The organism is Streptomyces sp. NPDC017991 (genome assembly GCF_044328075.1).
In the GTDB taxonomy this organism is placed as follows: domain Bacteria; phylum Actinomycetota; class Actinomycetes; order Streptomycetales; family Streptomycetaceae; genus Streptomyces.
In genome coordinates this window covers 184,192-206,197 of record NZ_JBIRGP010000011.1, presented here as the reverse complement: position 1 = coordinate 206,197, position 22,006 = coordinate 184,192, and the positions used below count along the sequence as shown (strand labels likewise).

At 70.7% G+C, this 22,006-nt stretch carries 18 protein-coding genes; 14 read left to right on the top strand and 4 right to left on the bottom strand.

The window, feature by feature from the left end:
• Positions 1-31: 31 nt before the first annotated feature.
• Positions 32-1,471 carry an NADP-dependent phosphogluconate dehydrogenase gene (gene gndA / locus ACH4DZ_RS29925; RefSeq protein WP_398290498.1) on the top strand — a complete coding sequence of 480 codons (1,440 nt, stop codon included), beginning with the start codon at positions 32-34 and terminating at the stop codon, positions 1,469-1,471.
• A 765-nt stretch (positions 1,472-2,236) separates the two neighbouring features.
• Here the strand turns inward: gndA and ACH4DZ_RS29920 are convergent.
• Positions 2,237-2,581 (bottom strand): GNAT family N-acetyltransferase, encoded by a 345-nt coding sequence (locus ACH4DZ_RS29920; protein WP_398290497.1) that lies wholly within the window; start codon positions 2,579-2,581, stop codon positions 2,237-2,239.
• An 81-nt stretch (positions 2,582-2,662) separates the two neighbouring features.
• A complete protein-coding gene (gene panD, locus ACH4DZ_RS29915) occupies positions 2,663-3,085 on the bottom strand; it encodes an aspartate 1-decarboxylase (protein WP_398290496.1) in 423 nt (140 codons plus the stop codon).
• Positions 3,086-3,329: 244 nt separating this feature from the next.
• Here panD and ACH4DZ_RS29910 point away from each other — a divergent pair, with 244 nt between their 5' ends.
• The 12 genes from ACH4DZ_RS29910 to ACH4DZ_RS29855 all read left to right on the top strand — a co-directional run bounded on the left by ACH4DZ_RS29910 (position 3,330) and on the right by ACH4DZ_RS29855 (position 18,375).
• Positions 3,330-3,683: an ArsR/SmtB family transcription factor gene (locus ACH4DZ_RS29910; protein WP_398290495.1), complete on the top strand. Its 354-nt coding sequence runs from the start codon at positions 3,330-3,332 to the stop codon at positions 3,681-3,683.
• The gene (locus ACH4DZ_RS29905) at positions 3,676-3,948 is read left to right on the top strand and encodes a hypothetical protein (protein ID WP_398290494.1); all 273 of its coding nucleotides are present in this window, start codon (positions 3,676-3,678) and stop codon (positions 3,946-3,948) included. The genes ACH4DZ_RS29910 and ACH4DZ_RS29905 overlap by 8 nt, the downstream gene beginning before the upstream one ends.
• 236 nt (positions 3,949-4,184) lie before the next feature.
• Positions 4,185-6,506, top strand: a complete 2,322-nt coding sequence (locus tag ACH4DZ_RS29900; RefSeq protein ID WP_398290493.1) for an MMPL family transporter — start codon at positions 4,185-4,187, stop codon at positions 6,504-6,506.
• A gap of 217 nt (positions 6,507-6,723) precedes the next feature.
• Positions 6,724-7,074 (top strand): universal stress protein, encoded by a 351-nt coding sequence (locus ACH4DZ_RS29895; RefSeq protein WP_398290492.1) that lies wholly within the window; start codon positions 6,724-6,726, stop codon positions 7,072-7,074.
• 51 nt (positions 7,075-7,125) lie between these two features.
• Positions 7,126-7,980, top strand: a complete 855-nt coding sequence (locus ACH4DZ_RS29890; RefSeq protein WP_398290491.1) for a universal stress protein — start codon at positions 7,126-7,128, stop codon at positions 7,978-7,980.
• Positions 7,981-8,345: 365 nt separating this feature from the next.
• Entirely contained in the window at positions 8,346-8,969 is a 624-nt protein-coding gene (locus tag ACH4DZ_RS29885) for a hypothetical protein (RefSeq protein ID WP_398290490.1), read from the top strand.
• Between the two features lie 90 nt (positions 8,970-9,059).
• Positions 9,060-9,947 (top strand): universal stress protein, encoded by an 888-nt coding sequence (locus ACH4DZ_RS29880; RefSeq protein ID WP_398290489.1) that lies wholly within the window; start codon positions 9,060-9,062, stop codon positions 9,945-9,947.
• A gap of 23 nt (positions 9,948-9,970) precedes the next feature.
• On the top strand, positions 9,971-10,138 hold the full coding sequence (locus ACH4DZ_RS29875) for a hypothetical protein (protein WP_398290488.1): 168 nt from the start codon (positions 9,971-9,973) through the stop codon (positions 10,136-10,138).
• A gap of 5 nt (positions 10,139-10,143) precedes the next feature.
• Complete coding sequence (locus ACH4DZ_RS29870) at positions 10,144-11,007, top strand: universal stress protein (RefSeq protein WP_398290487.1); 864 nt, start codon at positions 10,144-10,146, stop codon at positions 11,005-11,007.
• Positions 11,008-11,179: 172 nt separating this feature from the next.
• Positions 11,180-13,564: a phosphoketolase gene (locus tag ACH4DZ_RS29865; RefSeq protein ID WP_398290486.1), complete on the top strand. Its 2,385-nt coding sequence runs from the start codon at positions 11,180-11,182 to the stop codon at positions 13,562-13,564.
• Positions 13,565-13,711: 147 nt separating this feature from the next.
• The gene (locus ACH4DZ_RS29860; protein ID WP_398290485.1) at positions 13,712-16,405 is read left to right on the top strand and encodes a GNAT family N-acetyltransferase; all 2,694 of its coding nucleotides are present in this window, start codon (positions 13,712-13,714) and stop codon (positions 16,403-16,405) included.
• A 230-nt stretch (positions 16,406-16,635) separates the two neighbouring features.
• On the top strand, positions 16,636-18,375 hold the full coding sequence (locus ACH4DZ_RS29855) for a GAF domain-containing protein (protein ID WP_398290484.1): 1,740 nt from the start codon (positions 16,636-16,638) through the stop codon (positions 18,373-18,375).
• A 51-nt stretch (positions 18,376-18,426) separates the two neighbouring features.
• Here ACH4DZ_RS29855 and ACH4DZ_RS29850 read toward each other — a convergent pair whose 3' ends face one another.
• Complete coding sequence (locus ACH4DZ_RS29850) at positions 18,427-19,128, bottom strand: response regulator (RefSeq protein WP_398290483.1); 702 nt, start codon at positions 19,126-19,128, stop codon at positions 18,427-18,429.
• A gap of 387 nt (positions 19,129-19,515) precedes the next feature.
• Positions 19,516-19,854 carry a MerR family transcriptional regulator gene (locus ACH4DZ_RS29845; RefSeq protein ID WP_398290664.1) on the bottom strand — a complete coding sequence of 113 codons (339 nt, stop codon included), beginning with the start codon at positions 19,852-19,854 and terminating at the stop codon, positions 19,516-19,518.
• 1,054 nt (positions 19,855-20,908) lie between these two features.
• On the opposite strand from ACH4DZ_RS29845, the gene recA reads away from it, so the two are divergent.
• Positions 20,909-21,985 (top strand): recombinase RecA, encoded by a 1,077-nt coding sequence (gene recA, locus ACH4DZ_RS29840; RefSeq protein ID WP_398290482.1) that lies wholly within the window; start codon positions 20,909-20,911, stop codon positions 21,983-21,985.
• Positions 21,986-22,006: the final 21 nt, after the last annotated feature.

Here is a 22,006-nt window from a genome sequence, read left to right as displayed (position 1 = left end):
CACTGATTCAGGATCTTAGGAGCCAAACCGTATGAGCAACTCAGCGCAGATCGGCGTCACGGGACTCGCGGTGATGGGGCGCAATCTCGCCCGTAACTTCGCGCGGAACGGATACGCCGTCGCCCTGCACAACCGGACGGCGGCGCGCACGCACGCGCTGGTGGAGGAGTTCGGCAGTGAGGGCGACTTCATCGCGACGGAGACGGCCAAGGAGTTCGTGGCCGCGCTGGAGCGGCCCCGCCGTCTGGTGATCATGGTGAAGGCCGGCGAGCCGACCGACGCGGTGATCCAGGAGTTCGCCCCGCTCCTGGAGCCCGGCGACATGATCATCGACGGCGGCAACGCGCACTTCGCGGACACCCGCCGCCGGGAGCGCGAGCTGCGCGAGCAGGGCATCCATTTCGTCGGCGCGGGCATCTCCGGCGGCGAGGAGGGCGCGCTCAACGGCCCCAGCATCATGCCGGGCGGTCCAGTCGAGTCGTACGAGTCGTTGGGCCCGATGCTGGAGAAGATCTCCGCGAAGGCCGAGGACGGCTCGCCGTGTGTCACCCACGTCGGCCCCGACGGCGCCGGGCACTTCGTGAAGATGGTGCACAACGGCATCGAGTACGCCGACATGCAGCTGATCGGCGAGGCGTACCAGCTGCTGCGTGACGTGGCCGGCTACTCCCCCGCACAGATCGCCGACATCTTCCGCACCTGGAACACCGGACGGCTCGACTCGTACCTGATCGAGATCACCGCCGAGGTCCTGTCGCACGTGGACGCGGCGACGGGCAAGCCGTTCGTGGACGTCGTCCAGGACCAGGCCGAGCAGAAGGGCACGGGCCGCTGGACCGTGCAGATCGCGCTGGACCTGGGCGTACCGGTGTCGGGCATCGCCGAGGCGGTCTTCGCCCGGTCGCTGTCTGGCCACAGCGCGCTGCGCGAGGCCTCCCGCGGGCTCGCAGGTCCTTCGGCGTCGGCGCTGAGCGAGTCGGAGGCCTCGGCCTTCGCCGACCAGGTGGAGCAGGCGCTGTACGCGTCGAAGATCGTGTCCTACACGCAGGGTTTCCACGAGGTCTCGGCCGGCAGCGCCGAGTACGACTGGAACATCGACCTGGGCGCGGTCGCCTCGATCTGGCGCGGGGGCTGCATCATCCGGGCGGCGTTCCTCGACCGGATCCGGGCCGCGTACGACGCGCGCGCGGATCTGCCGAGTCTGCTCTCCGACGACACGTTCGCCCAGGAGATCGCGGCGGCGCAGGACGACTGGCGCGCGGTGCTCGTCTCCGCCGTGCAGCAGGGGGTGCCGACGCCCGGGTTCGCGGCGGCCCTGGCGTACTACGACGCGCTGCGCGCCGAACGGTTGCCCGCCGCGCTCACGCAGGGGCAGCGGGACTTCTTCGGTGCGCACACGTATCGGCGGACCGATCGGGAGGGCTCGTTCCACACGCTGTGGGGCGGGGACCGGTCCGAGGTCTCCGGCTGAGGGCTGGGGGCTGGGGAACCGGCGGTTCGTTGCGGGGTGAGGGCCGGTCGCGCAGTTCCCCGCGCCCCTGAAGACAGAGCCGGTGGCGCCGGGGGGGGGCCGGGCCCCCCGGGCCCCCCCGGGGGGGGGGGCGGACGCGCGGCGCATCGGGCGGCGGGGGGGGGGGGGCGCGGGGGGGGGGGGGGGCCCGGGGGGGGGGGCCCCCCGGGGGGTGGGGGGGGGGGGGGGGGGGGGGGGGGGGGGGGGGGGGGCGCGCCCCCCCGCCCCCCCCCCCCCCCCCGCGCGCGCGGGGGGCCCGGCCCCCCCCCCCCCCCCCCCCCCCCCCCGGCTCTGGGGCGCTCTCAGCCGAGCGGGTCCGGCTGGGGCTCCGGGGGCGGGGTCGGGTCCGGGCCTGGGGCCGGGCGCGGGGGCGGCCCGGGGACCGGGCGGGGCTTCGGGGCCGGCACCGGGTCCGGTTCCGGGAAGGGCTGCGGTCGGTCCGGGCCTGGGCCGGGCGTGGGATCCGGATGCACGGGATCGGGGAACGGTTGCGTCATCATGTCCTCCAGCCAGAGGGAACGTCGGCTCTGGACTTCTCCCCCGCCTACCCGTGCCCCGCGCACCCACTCACTCCGTCGCGGACCGAACGGGGCCCATGTGGCCCCTTCAGGGAGCCGTGCCCTTTCAGGGGCCGTTCCCTTTCGGGGGCGCGGGGAACTGCGCGACAAGCCCCCACCGTCCCGCACTACGAGAACCGCCCCCGCACAGGGGCCGCACATGGGCCGCTCAGAACCGGCCGGGATGCGCCACAAGCCACCCCTTGGCCGCACTCAGCAACGCGGGGTCAGCCACCGGCGCCTCCTCAGGGTGCCGCTCGGCCCACTTCACGACGTACGGGCAGAGCGGCGCGACCGGCACGCCCTCACGCTCGGAGATCGCGTACAGCTCACGGGCGAGGGAGCCCGCGACGCCCTTGCCCTCATGGGCGGGCTCCACAGTGGTGTGCACCGGGACGAGGGCGCGGCCGGGGCTTTCGAGGACGAAGTACTCGATGCGACCCGCCACTTCGTCACCGGAGTACGCCTCCAGGAGCCCGCGGCCCCGGTCGTCGCGGATGGTGATCTCACTCATGGATTCTCCTCGTGGGTGCTGGTGCTGGTGCGGTGCGGGTACGGGCGCGGGTGCGGCTGTGAGGTCGGGGCGCGGTGCAGGTCAGGCCGTCGGGACGGCCTGCGGGCTGCGCTGCTGGTCCGAGCCCGGTACCGGCTCGGACGGGTCCGAGCCGAGCGTCACGATCCGGTTGCCCCCGTCCACGTGCACGACCCGCGGCTTCAGCGCACGGGCCTCGGCATCGGAGACCTGGGCATAACTGATGACGATCACCAGATCGCCGGGGTGCACGAGGTGGGCCGCGGCGCCGTTGATCCCGATGATCCCTGATCCGCGCTCACCCTCGATGACGTACGTCTCCAGACGGGCACCGTTCGTGATGTCGACGATGTGGACCAGTTCGCCGGGCAGCAGGTCGGCGGCGTCGAGGAGATCGGCGTCGATGGTGACGGAGCCGACGTAGTGCAGGTCGGCCTGGGTGACGGTGGCACGGTGGATCTTGGACTTGAACATGGTGCGCAACATGGAGGCACTCCCAGAACTAGGCTCCCTGCCTGCGTTTTTGCAGGTCAAGGGCTGTTTCCACACCCTACAACGAGTCGCGTGTCCAGGCAGCTCCCCCAGCCGACGGGACGGCGGTTGCCGTACAACGGCGGCGGGAGCGACGGCCGGTGGCACTCGGGCCCGCGCCCCGCGCCGCACACGTAGACAGGGGTTGCACTATCCGCAGGCACCTGCAAGTATTTCTTAGCACGAGCAAGGAGCTGGTATGCGGAGGATGAATGGCGACCACATGCTGCGGGCTGCGTCGGCGCTCGCCAATCCGCACCGTATGCGTGTCGTCGCGGCACTCTCAGGCAAGCGCAGCTATGTGAGCGAGTTGGCTCGGGAGCTGGGTATCAGCCGCGCCCTGCTGCAGGTGCACCTCCGCAAGCTGGAGGCGGCCGAGCTGGTCACGGCTGAACTTCAGCTCTCGGAGGACGGGAAAGCAATGAAGTACTACGAGGTGACCCCCTTCACGGTCCTCCTCACCCCGGAGACCATCGCGGACGCCGCGCAGACCCTCACACTGCCTCCTCGTGATGGATCACAGACCGGACGAAAGGAGTCATCCGATGGATGACGAGTACCAGTGGCAGGCCGTAGCCGCGATCATCGGAGTCTTCATCCTGGCCACGTCCGTGATCGTGGTCCTCATCTGGAAGCGCGCCACCACCACCCGCGCCAAGGCGCTGCTGTCCCGCGAGTCGGACTACCGGGCCCTGTCCGAGGAGGGCGCGAAGACACAGCAGACGCTGTTACGCCAGCTGGAGACGGTCAACTCACGGCTTGAGGACATGCAGAACCGGCTGGACGGCGTGGAACGAATCCTCAAGGAGACCGAGTAGCACGAAACGGGCGCCGGTTGAGCGCCGATTGGGCGCCGAGTTGGGCGCCGAGTTGGGCGCCGAGTTGGGCGCCGAATAAAGATCGAGTAGCGGTCGAGCAGCGATCTCGACGCGACACCGCAGAACGACCCCGGGCCGACGAGCGGCAACTCGTCGGCCCAGGTATGGAAGAGCGCTCCACCTCGCCGTAGGCGAGTTCTCGCAGGTACACACTCCCTGAGGAAGGACTACACGTCATGCCGGGCATTGGCAAGCCGAGTCCCGACGAGGCGGTCGGCGGCCCCCGCGGCACCTTCGTCGAACGCGTCACCGCGTGGTCGGTACTCCATCGCAAGACCGCGATCGGGGGCTGGTTCGCACTGGTCCTCGTCGCGTTACTGGCCAGCGTCCTGGTGACGGGCAGCGAAGCTCTGACGACCGACCCCGGGGAATCGGGACGTGCACAGGACGTGCTGCGTTCGCAGCAGACCGACGAGCCCGTCCACGAGAACGTACTGATCCAGCCGCGCGAGGCCGACAGCCGGACCCGGTTCTCCTCGGCGGAGATCCAGGCGGCGGTCACCGACATGGTGAAGACGTTGCAGCGCGAGTCCGAGTCGGTCACCGACATCCGCTCGCCTCTGGACAAGGGCAACGAGAGCCTCCTCTCCGAAGACGGCCGCTCCGGCCTCGTGACCTTCGCCGTCACCGGTCCCGACGACGAGTTGGGCCTGCACTCCGAGACGGCGTGGAAATCGATCAACGCCGTCCAGGACCGCCACGAGAACCTCTGGGTGGGCCAGGCCGGCGACATGAGTACGCGGACCGCGGTGGACAACGCCTACGACGACGACTTCCAGCGTTCCGAAGTCATCTCGTTGCCGCTGACCCTCGTCATCCTGCTCGTCGTGTTCGGCGCGCTGATCGCGGCGAGCGTCCCCCTGCTGCTCTCGATCACCGCCGTGCTCTCCACCCTCGGGTTCCTCCAGGCACTCGGCCATGTGATCCCGATCAACAGCACCGTCTCCTCCGTGGTGCTCCTGATCGGCATGGCTGTCGGCGTCGACTACTCCCTCTTCTACCTGCGCCGCGAGCGGGAGGAACGGCAGCGGGGCCGCGACTTCAAGGAAGCCCTCCAGGTGACCGCCCGTACCTCCGGGCACGCCGTCGTGCTCTCCGGTGTCACCGTGATGCTCTGCCTGTCCGGCCTGTACCTGACCGGAATGGACGTCTTCCGCGGCCTCGCCATCGGCACCAGCATCGTCGTCGGGCTGACGGTGATCGGCTCCATGACCGTACTGCCGGCCCTCCTGTCCGTACTGGGCCACCGCGTCGACAAGGGCCGGATCCCCTGGCTGGGCCGCCGGCGCACCGCCGCGGGAGAGTCACGGGTGTGGGCCGCGGTGGCCCGGGCCGTGGTCCGTCGGCCGCTGGCGTGGGGCGGTGTCGCGCTGCTCGCGCTGATCGCGGTCGCGCTCCCCGCGCTGGACATGCGACTGCAGGATCCGTCCGTCACGGACAGCATGCCGCACACCAACCCCACCGTCGAAACAGTGGCCCGCATGGACACGGCCTTCCCCGGTGATCCGTCTCCGGCGCGGCTCGTGGTCTGGGGCGACAAGGTGGGCGACCCGCTGGTGGGCCGAGCGGTCGACGCACTGCGCGAGCGGGCGGCCGACACCGACGGGCAGATCGGCACCTCGATCACCAGCACCACGGTCGGCGACGCGCTCGTGGTCAAGGTACCGCTGGCCGGTTCCGGGACCGACAAGACATCGAACGCCGCCCTGGAAACCCTCCGCGAGGACCTTCTGCCCCCGACTCTGGGGAAGGTCGAAGGCATCGAGTACGCGGTGAACGGTCAGACGGCCCAGCCGTACGACTTCACCAAGACGCTGAAGGACACCACACCCGTCGTCCTGGCGTTCGTGCTCGCCGTGGCCTTCATCCTCCTGCTCGTCTCCTTCCGGTCGCTGGCCGTCCCGGTCATCTCGATCGTCCTCAACCTGCTGTCGATCACTGCCGCCTACGGGGCCGTCACCTGGGTCTTCCAGGACGGTCACCTCAGTTCGCTCCTGGACTTCACGCCTTACGGCGGAGTGACCAGCTGGCTGCCGCTGTTCATGTTCGTACTGCTCTTCGGCCTGAGCATGGACTACCACATCTTCATCCTGAGCCGTATCCGTGAACGACGGCTGGCCGGCGAGGAACCGAAGACCGCCGTCGTCAGCGGTATCGCCACGAGTGCCGGCGTGGTGACCAGCGCGGCCGTCATCATGGTCGCCGTCTTCAGCATCTTCGTCACGCTGTCGGCCATCGAGTACAAGATGCTCGGTGTCGGGATGTCACTGGCGATCGTCATCGACGCGACCGTCGTGCGGGGTGTGCTGCTTCCCGCGGTGATGTCCCTGCTGGGCGAGAAGACCTGGGCCCTCCCCCGTTGGATGCAGTGGCTGCCGGGGCGCAGCACGGAAGCGGCGGCATCGGAGGCGGTCCCCGCTCCCGGAGACACGGAGCCCTCGGTCCTGGTGCAGCGCGGCGAGGACACGTCCCTGAGTGCGCCCCGGCCCCAGGGATGAACCGGCGACGGCGTAAGCCTCGAAGGTGTGAGTCTCGAAGGTCGACGGCGTGCTCAGCGGGCTGAGTGCACACCCACCGTGCGGGTGTGGCAGAGGTCGGGCACGGCCTGGAAGCAGCTGACCCTGCCCGCCGCTGCGGCCGACACGATGGTGGCGGGGGAGCGTTCAGGGGGCCTCCAGGCCGCGCGTACGGAACCACCGCTTCCCGCGTGTTCGCGTGCCGCCGGGTCGGCCATGGGCCACCCGGCCTTACGAAGGGGCCGCCCGGTACCGGGCGAGAGCCTTTCGGCACCCTGTGCCGTCGTCCGCCGCGCTGTTCGCTGAGGGTGTGCGTGAAGCAAACCCGGCGAGAAGGGGTGAGCACTGTGGGTTCCCCGAGGTCTCCGTGACCGCGACCGTCCGCGAAGGACGGGCCGCCACCGAACTGGTGCGGGCGTCGGCCGGAGCCTGTCTCGTCGTCGTGGGACGCCGGACACAGGAGGGCCGGTTCGGCGCCCACCTCGGCCCGGTGGCCCACGCGGTGCTGCATCACGTCAGGTGCCCCGTGGTCGTCGTCCCGCACGCCTGAACCGCGCCCGGAAAAGCTTGTGAGTGCCAACGACCGAATGGAGCAACAGCCATGACCACTGGTCAGGTGACTGTCGGAGTGGACGGTTCACTCGTCGCCGTACGAGCCCTGGACCGCGCCGCCGACGAGGCGGCTCTGCGCGCCACCACTTTGGAGGTCGTGTACGCCGTGCCGGACCTCGACGAGGCCGGGCCGATCCTGGCGTCCGCGGTCTCGCGGGTACACGTCCGTCATCCGGGGCTGCCGGTCGTGGCCGTGCCCGTCGAGGGCCACTCCGCGGCCGTGCTGGCGGAATGCGGCGGTGACTCGGTGCTCACGGTCGTCGGGTGCCGGAGCATGGGTAGATTCGCAGGTTCGGTGTTCGGCTCGGTGAGCTCACGGCTGGCCGCTCACGCGCACGGCCCGCTGCTCGTCGTACGGGGTGACTCTCCTGGCACCCCGTACGACGAGGTGCTGCTCGTCCTCGACGACGAAACCGACGCGATCGATGCGATCGATGCGACTCCGGCGGCGTATGCCTTCCAGGAGGCCGCACTCCGGGGTGCCCAGCTGCGGTTCCTGCGGTTCTCGGCGCACCGGCATCCGGTCGCGAGCCCGGTGCCGCACGGCGGGATCGCGGCTGCCGCCCCGCACCCCGCGGACCCGGACGAGCCGGCGGTTCCGAGCGAGCGTCAGGCGCGCGTGCGTCGGGTGCGTACGGAGATCCGGTCGGCCGCCACCCGTACAGTACGGGAGCTGCTGGACGCCACCCGCACCGCGGACCTCGTGATGATCGCCTGTCGGCCCGAACCGGGCGGGCACGGCCGCCGACCCGGCTCCGCCGCCCGTACGTTGCTGCACCGGGCCCACTGCCCTGTGCTGATCGTGCCCGCCGGGCCGGACGGAGCCGGGGGCTCGTACGCGTAGCGGGAGCCGTACCCCCAACCGCTGGGTCCACCGTCGGCGTGGCCCGGCGTGCGGCGGACGCCCCGGGGCGCCCGCGCGTCCGACGAACCGCTCGCCGACATAGCCGACGCATTTGCCGGGCCGGGCCATGAGTCGGCGCCACTCCGGGACCCGCCCGCCCGAGCCCTCTCGAACCGCTCCGGGCCATGCGCCGCCTTCCGCCGCGTGCCCACTGCACCGAGCGCCCCAACAGGCCCTCGGGAAAGGGCCGTTCGGCCCTCCCCCGGCGGACCTTCGGCACCCGGCGCGGCCCGCCCCGCACGACAAGAGTGAGGGACGTCAGAGCGTCGGACACCGACCCGATCGTTTCCGAAGGGATCATCACCATGGCCGTACACGAGCACCCGCACCGGAGCCCAGGGTTCCGCCTGTCGTCGCTGCGCAGGAGCCGGACCTCCTCCGAGTCCGCCGTGTCGGCCGGCGCCGACACGCACACCACGCAGGCCTACGCCTTCGCCTCCCTGCGCCTGCTCACCGGGTTCGTCTTCCTGTGGGCCTTCCTGGACAAGGCCTTCGGGTTCGGTTACGCCACGCCGTCCGACAAGTCCTGGATCGACGGCGGCTCGCCGACCCAGGGCTTCCTCGGCGGTGTGGCGGCCGGGCCGATGGAGTCCACCTTCCACTCCTGGGCCGGTGCCACCTGGGCCGACTGGCTGTTCATGGCAGGACTGCTCGGCGTCGGCCTCGCCCTTGTCGGGGGCTTCGCGCTGCGGCTCGCGGCCGTCGCGGGCACCGCGATGATGGCGCTGATGTGGATCGCCGAGTGGCCGCCCGCCCGGCACCTGTCCGACGGTTCGCCGACCATGTCGCCGAATCCCCTCGTCGACTACCACCTGATCTACGCGGTCGTCCTGATCGCCCTCGCGCTGGCCTCCGCCGGCAACACCCTGGGCGTCGGAAAGCTCTGGGCCGCGCTGCCGTTCGTCCGCACCAACGGCTGGCTCCGCTGACCGCGCAGGGACACGGCGGGCCCCCGCACCGGAGGCCCGTCCCGCACAACGCTGACATCACAGATACCCCGACAGCAGGAGGTGGAGACCATGCCCCGCACCGTCACTGTGGGTCTCGACGGTTCGTCCGAGAGCCGGGCGGCCGCTGAATGGGCGGCCCGCGAGGCCGAGTTGCGCGGACTGCCGCTGCAACTGGTGTACGTCCGGGAGCCCGTGCCGGAGCCCACCACGCAGGCGCCCCCGGCCGAGGAACGGGGGCGAATCCCGCACGAGTTCGCCGAGGGTCTTCGGCTGCGTCACCCCGGCGTCGAGGTCGGCGCCGAGCAGCTCTCCGGACGGCCGGGTGATGTGCTCGCCGGCCTGGCGAAGGACGCCGAGCTGCTCGTCCTGGGATCCCGTGGCCTCAGCGGGCTCGGCGGGTTCCTGGTCGGATCGGTCGGCCAGGCCGTCGTGGCGCACGCCGAACAGCCCGTCGTTCTGGTCCGTGCCGGGGAACAGGCCGCCGACGAGCACGTGACGGATCCGGCGGGCATCCCGTCCGCCGCGGCCCCGTACCGGCCCGTGGTCCTCGGACTGGACATCGACCACCCGGACGACTCGGTCATCGGGTTCGCCTTCGACGCCGCCGCCCGCCGTGCCACCCCGCTGCGGGTCGTCCACGGCTGGAACCCGCCGCCCTATTACGCGTACGGCCTCTCCGCCGACGTCGAACTCCACGACGAGCTGGCGCGCCAGGAGGCCGGCGCTCTCGCCGAGGTCCTGCGCCCGTGGCGGCAGAAGTTCCCCGCCGTCGAGGTCATCGAGACGTCCCGGTACGGATCGGCCGCCCATCACCTGGTCGACGCCTCCCGCGAGGCCTCCCTGGTCGTCGTCGGCCGACGAATTCGCCGCAGTGCGCTCGGCACCCACACCGGCCCCGTCACCCAGGCCGTACTGCATCACGCCACTGCCCCCGTCACCGTCGTCGCACACGGCTGACCCGTCCGGAGGAGGAGAGAACCATGAAGGCAGCAGTCGTACGAGCCTTCGGCGCGCCGGTCGTCCACGAGACACGGCCGCTTGCGAACGTCACGGAGTCCATCGACGGTTCCGTCGTCGGTTCCAGCGACGACGTGCCGCGCGGTGAGATCAAGGCGCGGATCGTCCTCGACATGGTTGCGGGAGGGTGACGGCGATGGAACTCCCCCTGGTCGTGGGCGTCGACGGTTCCGAGTCGAGTCTGCGCGCGGTGGACTGGGCGGCCGACGAGGCCGCCCTGCGCGGACTGCCGCTGCGGCTGGTGTTCGCCTCGCTGTGGGAGCAGTACGAGAGCGCCGCGGGTGGTGGCCGATCCTCGGAACAGATGCTGGCCGACGCCGTCGTCGAGGCGGCGGCGGAGCGGGCACACCGCCGTGAGGTGGATGTGAAGATTTCCACCGAGGTGGTGCCCGAAGAGCCGGTGCCGGTGTTGCTGCGCGAGGGCCGCACCGCTTTCGCCCTGGTCCTGGGGTCGCGTGGCCGCGGCGGCATCGCCGAGCTGCTGCTCGGTTCGGTCGGCCTCGCGGTCGCCGCCCGCGCCGACTGTCCGGTGATCGTGCTGCGTGGCGGCCACGACAACCAGGCGAGTTCCACTATGCGCGGGCGCGTCGTGCTGGGGGTCGGCAAGGAGCCGGAGCACTCGGCGGCCGTGCGCTTCGCCTTCGAGGAGGCGGCGGAACGCCGGGTGCCTCTGGAGGCCGTCCGCGCCTGGCGGTGCCCCGGGTACGAGACCACCGACCACCCTCTGATGGCCGGCGAACCCGCCCGGCTGCACGAGGAGCAGGCCGTGCAGGCCCTGGACGCGGCGCTTCGGGACGCTCCGGAAGGGGTGGACCTGCACCGGCGTACCGCCGAAGGCCCCGCCCACAAGGTGCTGCTCGACGCCTCTGCCGGAGCCGACCTGCTCGTCGTCGGTGCCCGGCGGCGCCATGGTCACTTCGGGCTCCAGATAGGCAGGGTCGCCCACGCGGTCCTGCACCACTCCAGCTGTCCCGTGGCCGTCGTGCCCCAGCGGGCATGACCGGCTCGAAGCACCGCCCGGTGGGCGCGACGCACGGGTCCAGCTCCGGGACAGGCCTGGACACGGGGCCCTTCGAAGACACGGGGCCCTTCGAACACCACGACGAGCGGGTGGCCTGGGTTCGCGTCGCTTCCCGGAGCCCCGGCTCGCCCCGATGACGTACGGAGTCACCATGCCCAAGGTCGAACACCGGAACAGCACCGTATTGACCGACGAGGAAGTGCGCGGTCTGGACGCCCACTGGCGGGCGGCGAACTACCTGGCCGTCGGCCAGATCTACCTGCTGGCCAACCCGCTCCTCACCGAACCTCTCACTCCCGCGCACATCAAGCCGCGGCTGCTCGGCCACTGGGGCACCTCGCCGGGCCTCAACCTCGTGTACACCCACCTCAACCGGGTGATCAAGGCTCGCGGTCTCGACGCGCTGTGCGTGTGGGGGCCGGGTCACGGCGGGCCGGCCGTGCTCGCAGGCTCCTGGCTGGAAGGCAGTTACAGCGACACCTACCCGGACGTCTCGCGGGACGCGGCGGGCATGGGGCGCCTCTTCCGGCAGTTCTCCTTCCCCGGCGGAGTGCCCAGCCATGTCGCGCCGGAGACGCCCGGTTCGATCCACGAGGGGGGTGAGCTGGGCTATTCGCTCGCCCACGCGTACGGTGCCGCCTTCGACAACCCGGATCTGCTGGTCGCCTGCGTCATCGGTGACGGCGAGGCGGAGACCGGGCCGCTGGCCGCCTCCTGGCACTCGAACAAGTTCCTCGACCCGGTGCACGACGGCGCGGTCCTGCCGATCCTGCACCTCAACGGCTACAAGATCGCCAACCCGACCGTGCTGTCCCGCCTTCCGGAGTCCGAACTCGACGAACTGCTGCGCGGGTACGGCCACGAGCCGATCCACGTCACCGGCGACGACCCGCGTCAGGTCCACCGCGCCATGGCCGACGCCTTCGACCAGGCGCTGGACCGCATCGCCGTGATGCAGAGCGGGGCCCGCGAGGACGGCGTGACCGAGCGCGTCCACTGGCCCATGATCGTGCTGCGTACCCCGAAGGGCTGGACGGGACCCGGTGAGGTGGACGGCCTCCCGGTCGAGGGCACGTGGCGTGCCCATCAGGTCCCGCTGTCCGGTGTCCGCGACAACCCGGACCACCTGCGGCAGTTGGAGACCTGGCTGCGCTCCTACCGCCCCGAGGAGCTCTTCGACGCCGACGGGCGGCCCGCCCCCGACGTCCTCGCCTGCATCCCGGAGGGGGCCCGACGGCTGGGCGCCACCCCGCACGCCAACGGCGGCCTGCTCGTACGCGACCTGCCGATGCCGTCCCTGGAGCGCTTCGCCGTACCCGTCGACAAGCCGGGCACCACCTCGCACGAGCCCACCCGGGTCCTGGGCGACCTCCTCGAACAGGTCATGAGGGACACCTCGGAACGGCGCGACTTCCGCCTCGTCGGCCCGGACGAGACCGCCTCGAACCGGCTGGGCGCCGTCCTCAACGCCAGCGGCAAGGCCTGGCAGGCCCAGATCCTCCAGGTGGACGAACACCTGGACCGCCACGGCCGGGTCATGGAGATCCTCTCCGAACACCTCTGCCAGGGCTGGCTGGAGGGCTACCTCCTCACCGGCCGACACGGGCTGTTCTCCTGCTACGAGGCGTTCGTCCACATCGTCGACTCGATGGTCAACCAGCACATCAAGTGGCTGAAGACATCCAGGGAGCTGCCGTGGCGTGCCCCGATCGCCTCCCTCAACTACCTGCTCACCTCGCACGTCTGGCGCCAGGACCACAACGGCTTCTCGCACCAGGATCCCGGCTTCGTCGACCACGTCCTCAGCAAGAGCCCGGCGGTCGTACGGGTCTATCTGCCGCCGGACGCCAACACCCTGCTCTCCGTGGCGGACCACGTCCTGCGCAGCCGTGACTACGTGAACGTGATCGTCGCGGGCAAGCAGCCCTGCTTCGACTGGCTGTCCATGGACGAGGCCCGCGCCCACTGCGCCCTCGGCGCCGGGATCTGGGACTGGGCAGGCAGCGAGAACGGCGAGCGGGAACCGGACGTGGTGCTGGCCTGCGCCGGCGACGTACCCACCCTGGAGGTTCTGGCCGCCGCGCAGTTGCTCAGGGGGCATCTGCCGGAACTCGCCGTCCGGGTCGTCAACGTCGTGGACATGGCCCGGCTGCTGCCGCGCGAGGAACACCCGCACGGAATGGGCGACTTCGAGTACGACGGCCTGTTCACCACCGACAAGCCGGTCGTCTTCGCCTACCACGGCTACCCCTGGCTGATCCACCGGCTGGCCTACCGCCGCACCGGCCACGCCAACCTGCACGTGCGCGGCTACAAGGAGATGGGCACCACGACCACCCCGTTCGACATGGTCGTCCGCAACGACATGGACCGCTACCGCCTCGTCATGGACGTCATCGACCGCGTCCCCGGCCTGGCGGTGCGCGCGGCAGCCGTACGCCAGCGGATGGCCGACGCCCGCACCCGCCACCACGCCTGGATCCGCGAGCACGGCACCGACCTGCCCGAGGTCGAGGACTGGACCTGGACCGCGTGAACCGTCCCAAGGGACTGACCGGCAGAGAAGTTTGAGGCCATGACCGTACGCGTCGGCATCCACCCCCGCACCCCCGGCCAGCCCATGGGACCGCTGCCCTGTCCGCTGGATTCTCGAAGTGTCACAAGGTTCTGGAGGAGACCCACGATGACGGATGACACGCTCAGCCGACCCGCGGTCCATGCCCTGCTTGCGGACGGCACCACTGTGTGCGTCCGTCCGGTCACGGCGGCCGATCACGAGGATCTGCGGGGGCTCTACGAGCGGATGTCGGCGGAGAATCTGCGGTTGCGGTTCTTCGCGGCGAGCAGGCGCTCCGGCGACATGGCCGCTGACCGGGCCTGTGCGCCGGTGCGCCCCGGATACCGGGCGCTGATGGCCGAGTCGAAGGACCAGGTGATCGGCGTGGCGGAGTACGAGGTCGGCGCCGACGCGGCCGAGGCGGAGATGTCCGTCGCCGTGGCCGACGGGCTGCATCACCGCGGCGTCGGCACGCTCCTCGTCGAGCACCTGGTCTCCGCGGCCCGTGCGGACGGCATCACCACGTTCACGGCGGAGGCGCTCTCGGAGAACCACGAAATGCTGCGGCTCTTCACCGACCTGGGCCTGCGCACCGCACGCCGTTTCGTCGGCCCCGAGGTGCGCTGCTCCATCACTCTCTCGGAGGACGACACCTACCTGTCGGCCGTCGAGGCCCGCGGCCGGGCCGCCGACGTGGCCAGTCTGGAACTGCTGCTGCGGCCCAACGCGATCGCCGTGGTCGGCGCCGGTCGCAGACCCGGATCAGTGGGGCGCGCCCTCCTGCACCATCTGCACGAGGGCGGCTTCACCCGGCGGCTCTTCGCGGTCAACCCCCGTGCCACCTCGATCCTCGGCGTGCCCTCCTACCCCTCGGTCGGCGCGCTGCCCGAGGTCCCGGATCTGGCGATCCTCGCCCTGCCGCCCGCGGCCCTTGCCGACACCGCGCAGGAGTGCGGCAAGGCAGGCGTACGCGCACTGCTCGTCGTGTCGGCCGGGCTGGACAGTGATCAGTCACAAGCGCTGCTGACGGCGTGCCGCACGTACGGCATGCGGCTCCTCGGACCCAACTCCTTCGGCATCACCAACACCGATCCGGCGCTCTCCCTCGACGCCACCCTCGCGGCGGATCATCCGCGGCCCGGTACGGCGGGCGTCGCCGTCCAGTCCGGTGGCGTCGGCATCGCCCTGCTCGACGGACTGTCCCGCCTGGGCATCGGTGTGTCGTCCTTCGCCTCGCTCGGCGACAAGTACGACGTCAGCGGCAACGACCTGCTCCAGTGGTGGGAGAGCGACAGCCGCACCGAACTCGCCCTGCTGCACCTGGAGTCCTTCGGCAACCCGCGGGCCTTCTCCCGTACCGCCCGGCGCGTGAGTCGCCGTATGCCCGTGCTCACGGTCGACGCCGGCCGCACCGACGCCGGCCGTCGCGCCGCGGCCTCGCACACCGCTGCCGCCGCCACCCCGGCCATGGCCCGGCAGGCCCTGTTCACCCAGGCGGGGATCACGGCGACCCGCTCGGTGGGTGAACTTCTGGAAACCGCCGCCCTGTTGCACTCCCAGCCGCTCCCGACGGGCAGCCGCGTGGCCGTCGTCACCAACGCGGGCGGGGTGGGCGTCCTGGCCGCGGACGCCTGCGCGGAAGCGGGGTTGTCGCTTCCGCCGCTCACTCCCTCGGTGGTCGAAAGCCTGTATGCCGTACTGCCCGAGGGTTCCACCGTGAACAACCCCGTCGACGCCACCGCCGCCGTCACGGAGGGGCAACTCAGGGACTGCGTGGACCGGATCATCCGGCACCCCGGCATCGACGCCGTCCTGCTCGCCCTCGTTCCCACGGCCGTCGCCGCGGCGACCGGTGACAATCTCGTCCGGGCCCTCACCAACGGCCCCGCACACCGTGCCCGTCCCGTCGCCGTCGTACGTCTGGAGCAGGACCTTCCGGTCAGGTTGCTGACGACGCGGGACGGCGGCGCCATCCCGTCGTACGCCGAACCGGACGCGGCGGCGCGGGCGTTGGCACACGCCGCCCGCCGTGCGGCCTGGCTGAGCCGGCCCGCGGGCACTGCCCCGGAACTCGCAGAGGTCGACACGGCCCGGGCCCGCGTGGTCGTCGAGACCTACCTGACGGCCCACCCCGACGGCGGTCGGCTCGACCCGCACACCTGCGCCGAACTCCTCACCTGTTACGGCATTCCCCAGCTTCCCTGGTCCTGGGCGGAGACGGAGGACGACGCCGTCATCGCGGCCCAGCGGCTGCGCGGTCCCGACGGCCGGGTGGTCATGAAAGCGCACTGGCCCGGCCAGCTGCACAAGAGCGAGCAGCACGCCGTGCACCTCGACCTGGAAGGTGACGCGCAAGTACGCGCCGCTTTCAGGGACTTCGAGGACCGGTTCACCGGCCTGCTGACCGGGGTGGTCGTCCAGCCACTGGCCGCGCGTGGCACCGAACTGTTCGCGGGAGTCGCGCAGGACGAAGTCTTCGGCCCGCTCGTGCTGTTCGGGCTCGGCGGCACCGCGACCGAGGTCCTGGCCGACCACGCCGCCCGCCTCGCCCCGCTGACCGACCTCGACGTGCACGACCTGATCACCGCCCCGCGCTGCGCACCGCTCCTGTTCGGGGCACGCGGCAGCGGGCCTGTCGACCTCGAAGGGCTCGAACAGCTGCTCCTGCGCCTGTCCCGGATGGCGAGCGATCTGCCCCAGCTCGCCGAAGCCGACTTCAATCCCGTCCTTACGACGCCTGACGCGGTCACCGTGCTCGACGCACGGGTGCGCCTGCTGCCGCGCGGGGCCCAGGACCCCTATCTGCGCCGACTGCGCTGAGGAGCAGCAGACGTGCGACACGGCAAGGTCGGATCCGGGACCGGGACCGGGACCGGGCGGCGACGGGTGGGACGGAGCCGGCGTTGTGCTCGGAGGGTCGGTCCGCGTGGCCGAGCTACCAATCTGCCTCGGGCCCGCCCGACTGCACCGGCGAGACCCTCCGGACAGTACGGTGGCGACAGGGCAACCGGTCCGAGCCGCCCTGTCTGCTGTGTCGGTCGGAGGAAGTCATGAGCACGGACGGACGCGGCGGTTCCGAGGAGCATGTGCCCAAGCTGCGGCTCGATGAACTGCTGGGCGAGCTGCAGGTGCGCATCGACGCGGTGCGCGGGACCCGGGACCGCCTGCACAACTTGCTGGAGGCCGTCCTCTCGGTCGGGCGGGAGCTCGACCTGCCGCAGGTGCTGCGCGGCATCGTCGAGGCCGCGGTGGTGCTGGTGGACGCCGAGTACGGGGCGCTGGGTGTGATCGGCGACGACCAGAAGCTGTCCGAGTTCCTGACCGTAGGCATCGGTGAGCAGGAGCGGTCGGAGATCGGGGCGCTGCCCAGCGGGCACGGGCTCCTCGGAGAGCTGATCCGGCACCCGGAGCCCCTGCGGCTGCCGGAACTGTCGGAACACCCGGCCTCGTACGGCTTTCCGGCCAACCATCCGCCGATGAACTCCTTCCTCGGCGTACCGATTCGGGTGCGTGACGAGGTGTTCGGGAACCTCTACCTCACCGAGAAGCGCAGCGCCGGGGAGTTCGACGCTGAGGACGAGTCCGTCCTGTCGACGCTGGCGGTGGCCGCCGGGGTGGCCATCGAGAACGCCCGGCTGTACGAGGAGACCCGGCTGCGCGAGCGCTGGCAGCGGGCCAGCGGCGAGGTCACCAGCATGCTTCTGGCGGGTGCGCCGAGCGCGGACGTGCTGGAACTGATCGTCGACGAGGCCCGGAAGATCGTCTCCGCCGACATGGGGCTGATCGCGGAACGTGTGCCGGGCGAGGAGACACTGCGGCCGGCCCTGGCGGTGGGTTTGGGCCGGGAGGAACGCAGCGGTCTGGTGCTGTCCGCGCGGGACGGTTTCGTCGGAGCGGCGCTCGGCGCGGCGAAGCCGGTGGTCAGCGCCGACATCGAGCGCGACGCGCGTACGGGCGAGGGCGAAGTCCAGTGGGCCGGGCTCGGACCCGTGGTCGCGGTGCCGCTCGGCGCCGGCGGAAAGACGCGCGGTGTGCTGCTGCTGGGCCGTGTGCCGGCCGGCAGGCCGTTCGGCGACGCGGACACCGGGCCGCTGCTCGGGTTCGCCGACCAGGCGGCGCTGGCCCTGGAACTGGCCGAACGACGGCGGGACGCGGATCAGATCACCCTGCTCCAGGACCGGGACCGCATCGCCCGCGACCTCCATGACCTCGCCATCCAGCGGCTCTTCGCGGCCGGCATGACCCTGCAGAGCACCCAGCGCTTCATGGAGCACCCCGAGGGCATGGAGCGCCTGACGCGGACCGTGGACGACCTCGACGACACGATAAAGATCATTCGGTCCACGATCTTCGGACTGCGCACCCACAGCGGGGCCGGGCGGGAGAACGACGGCTTGCGCGGCCGGGTGGCCGAGGCGGTCAGATCCTCGGCCACATCACTCGGATTCTCGCCCGCGCTGCGCATCGAGGGCCTCGTCGAGACCGATGTCCCCGACAACATCGCCGATCACGCGGTCGCGGTGCTCAGCGAGGCGCTCAGCAACGCGGCCCGGCACTCCGGAGCCCAGGCGGTGGACGTCCGGATGCAGTGCGCCCGGGGCGAACTGACGCTCACGGTGACGGACGACGGCTGCGGAGTGCCAGGTGGCGTCGGGCGCAGCGGGCTGAAGAACATCGAGGAGCGGGCGGTCACCCTCGGCGGAACTCTGACCCTCGACGAACGGCCGGAGGGCGGCGGCACGCAGCTGGTGTGGCGGGTTCACGTGAATGCGGACGGAGGCGGTCCGTAGAAGGTCGCGGCTGTGCGGCAGGCCCGGACGACGGGGCGGGGCAGCGGGGGTTCATCGCGTCGAGTCGTCGCGGGAGGCGGGCTGTTCGAGATGGCTGGCCAGGACTGCTGCCTGGACGCGGCGCTGGACGCCGAGTTTGGCCAGCAGCCGGGAGATGTGGTTCTTCACCGTCTTCTCGGACAGGTAGAGCTTCTTGCCGATCTCGCGGTTGGTGAGCCCGTCCCCGATGAGCGCGAGGATGTCCCGCTCGCGCGGCGACAGGCCGGCGAGCTCGGGTGCGAGCGCCGGTCCCTCAGTGGCGTCCGCGCGCAGGGAGCGCATCAGACGGGCGGTCGTCGTGGGGTCCAGCATCGACTGGCCGGAAGCGACCGTGCGGACCGCCGCGACCAGATCGGAGCCCCTGATCTGCTTGAGCACATAACCCGCCGCCCCGGCCATGATCGCGTCGAGCAGGGCCTCCTCGTCATCGAAGGAGGTCAGCATCAGACAGGCCAACTCCGGCATCCGGCTGCGCAGTTCGCGGCAGACACTGATCCCGTCACCGTCCGGCAGGCGTACGTCGAGGACGGCCACGTCGGGGCGCAGTGCGGGCCCGCGCACCAGCGCGTGCTCGGCGCTGTCCGCGTCGCCGACCACCACGATGTCCGGCTCGGAATCCAGCAGGTCACTGAGACCGCGTCGTACGACCTCGTGGTCGTCCAGCAGAAAGACCCGGATCGGGTTCTGCTCCGTGAAGACACGCGCCTCGGTCATGACGACCCCTCGTTCACTGGTGGACCACGGACCTCGGACCTCGGACTACGGACCACATGCCGACTGTGATGACGAGCATCACCCTTCTGCACCGGATGCACCAGGGCCGACCGGCCCCGTCCGACGAACGGCCATCGGTTCGGCCACCGGCCCCCGGCCACAGCGCGAGGCGGACCAGGTCGGTTGAGCCCCCAGGGGCCCGCTGCTGTCTCCCACGCTCAGTGGCTACGGCCGGGTGGCATGCAGCACTGCGTGACTTGCAGTTCTGCGGTTGCGGCGACGGCCGGCGGCCGGTGGCGGTGCAGCAGGCAAGGCCCTCGCGGAGAACCGGACCACTGCCCTGTAGAGCCTCGACACTCACACCCGGGCAACGCCGACGGGGACGGTTCAGGCCACGGTCGTCCGCTGCGGTTCGCGCGCTGCGCGGTGGTGGTCGGCGTTGATACGCCGGGCTTCTTCGAGCTGGTCCTCAAGAATGACGATGCGACAGGCCGCCTCGACGGGGGTGCCCCGGTCGACGAGTTCCCGGGCGCGGGCGGCGATGCGCAGTTGGTAGCGGGAGTAGCGGCGATGGCCGCCCTCGGATCGCAGCGGGGTGATCAGGCGGGCCTCCCCGATGGCGCGCAGGAAGCCGGGGGTGGCGCCGAGCATCTCGGCGGCCCGGCCCATCGTGTAGGCGGGATAGTCATCGTCCTCAAGACGGCCGAACGCGTCGTCTGCTGTCACTGGCACCTCTCGGCGAAATCCATGGAACGCGTGGAGGGGCCCTGGTGCCGTACGGCACCAGGGCCCCGAAGGAACTGCTACACCATCGGCCGGCTCTGGTACTGCGCCGGCCTGCTGTTTTCAGCAGACCCGACCGGAATGCTGCCGGGGGTGCTGGGATCGCGGTTGCTTGACCGGAGACCACCTCGCTATCGATGTCCTGCGGTACCCGGACGCAATGGTTCCGTCCGGGCGATCCTGATGGCGCTTCGCTCCTCCGTTCGTCCCTCTTGTCCTACGGTTTCGAACTGCTCTGCGGCCTGTGTCGGCGCCGCTCTTCGGCAGCCAGCCCCGTCGCCCGTCCTGCAATTGCTCTGGGCTTGGAACCCCACTGCCGAACTTCCCGATACGCGCGCCCGCAGCCGACGCCTTTACCGAGGTGCTGCTCTCTTACTGCACTGCTGGATCCTGCGTCTTTCACCTGCTGGTACCGCTACCGCATGTACTGCGGTCCTGCTCACAGCAACTACGTACCACTGACCGGCAGTTCATCTCTGCCAGGCCCTGCTGTCTCTCTGGCTACGAGAAAAACCATACCCACACCACAGCCCAATGTCTACTCTCGCCAGCATAGATTTTCACGTACTCAGCGAAGGGGTTATCACCCTCGGCCACGCGCCCCCGCACTTCGGCCACACCGTTCAGCCGACCCGGAGAACCGCGTTACGCACAGCACGCAGCAGGGTGAGGGCGTCCTGGTCGTCGGCGTCGGTGAACGCGTGACGGAGCGGGCCCCGGCCTTCCAGGGCAAACCACCGGTTGGGAGGGAGCCGCAGCTCACCGGCGAACAGCCCGCGCCGCAGCGCACGCCGGGCCCGCCGCACGGAGCACGTACTCGCCCGTCGGCGGTCCGGTGCGCCACCCGTCCCGCTTCCTTCGGTTTGGTACCTTTCACCAGAGACGAGAATCGATCGGATGTTCGCTTACTGGGATCTCCGAGACGTCCGTTGTCGGCAGCAGACGCTCACGTCCTCCGACGTGCGGCGCGCCACTCAATCGGACCGGGTGAAAGCTCATGGCAGGTACCGACCGCGAAAAGGCGCTGGACACCGCGCTCACACAGATCGAGCGGAAATTCGGCAGGGGTGCGGTGATGCGCCTCGGCGACCGGCCCAATGAACCCATCGAGGTCATCCCCACCGGCTCGACGGCACTCGACGTAGCTCTCGGTGTGGGCGGCCTGCCGCGCGGCCGAGTGGTGGAGGTGTACGGGCCGGAGTCCTCCGGCAAGACGACCCTGACCCTGCACGCGGTGGCGAACGCGCAGAAGGCCGGCGGCCAGGTGGCCTTCGTGGACGCGGAGCACGCCCTCGACCCCGAGTACGCGAAGAAGCTCGGCGTCGACACCGACAACCTCATCCTGTCGCAGCCGGACAACGGCGAACAGGCACTGGAGATCGTCGACATCCTGATTCGCTCCGGTGCGATCGACTTGATCGTGATCGACTCCGTCGCGGCCCTCGTGCCGCGCGCGGAGATCGAGGGCGAGATGGGCGACTCCCACATGGGCCTGCAGGCCCGATTGATGAGCCAGGCGCTCCGCAAGATCACGGGCGCGCTCAGCCAGTCGAAGACCACCGCGATCTTCATCAACCAGCTCCGCGAGAAGATCGGCGTGATGTTCGGCTCGCCGGAGACCACGACCGGTGGCCGGGCCCTGAAGTTCTACGCCTCGGTGCGCCTCGACATCCGCCGCATCGAGACCCTGAAGGACGGCACCGACGCGGTCGGCAACCGCACCCGCGTCAAGGTCGTCAAGAACAAGGTCGCACCGCCCTTCAAGCAGGCCGAGTTCGACATCCTCTACGGCCAGGGCATCAGCCGCGAGGGCGGCCTGATCGACATGGGCGTGGAGAACGGCTTCGTCCGCAAGGCCGGCGCCTGGTACACGTACGAGGGCGACCAACTCGGCCAGGGCAAGGAGAACGCGCGCAACTTCCTCAAGGACAACCCCGACCTCGCCAACGAGATCGAGAAGAAGATCCTGGAGAAGCTCGGAATCGGGACACCGGCGAAGACCGAGGCCACCAAGGACACAGACACCGTCCCGGCCCCCGCTGCCGCCCGGACCTCGGCGCCAATCGCCGTCTGACAGGCGCGGCCCGGCCCGACC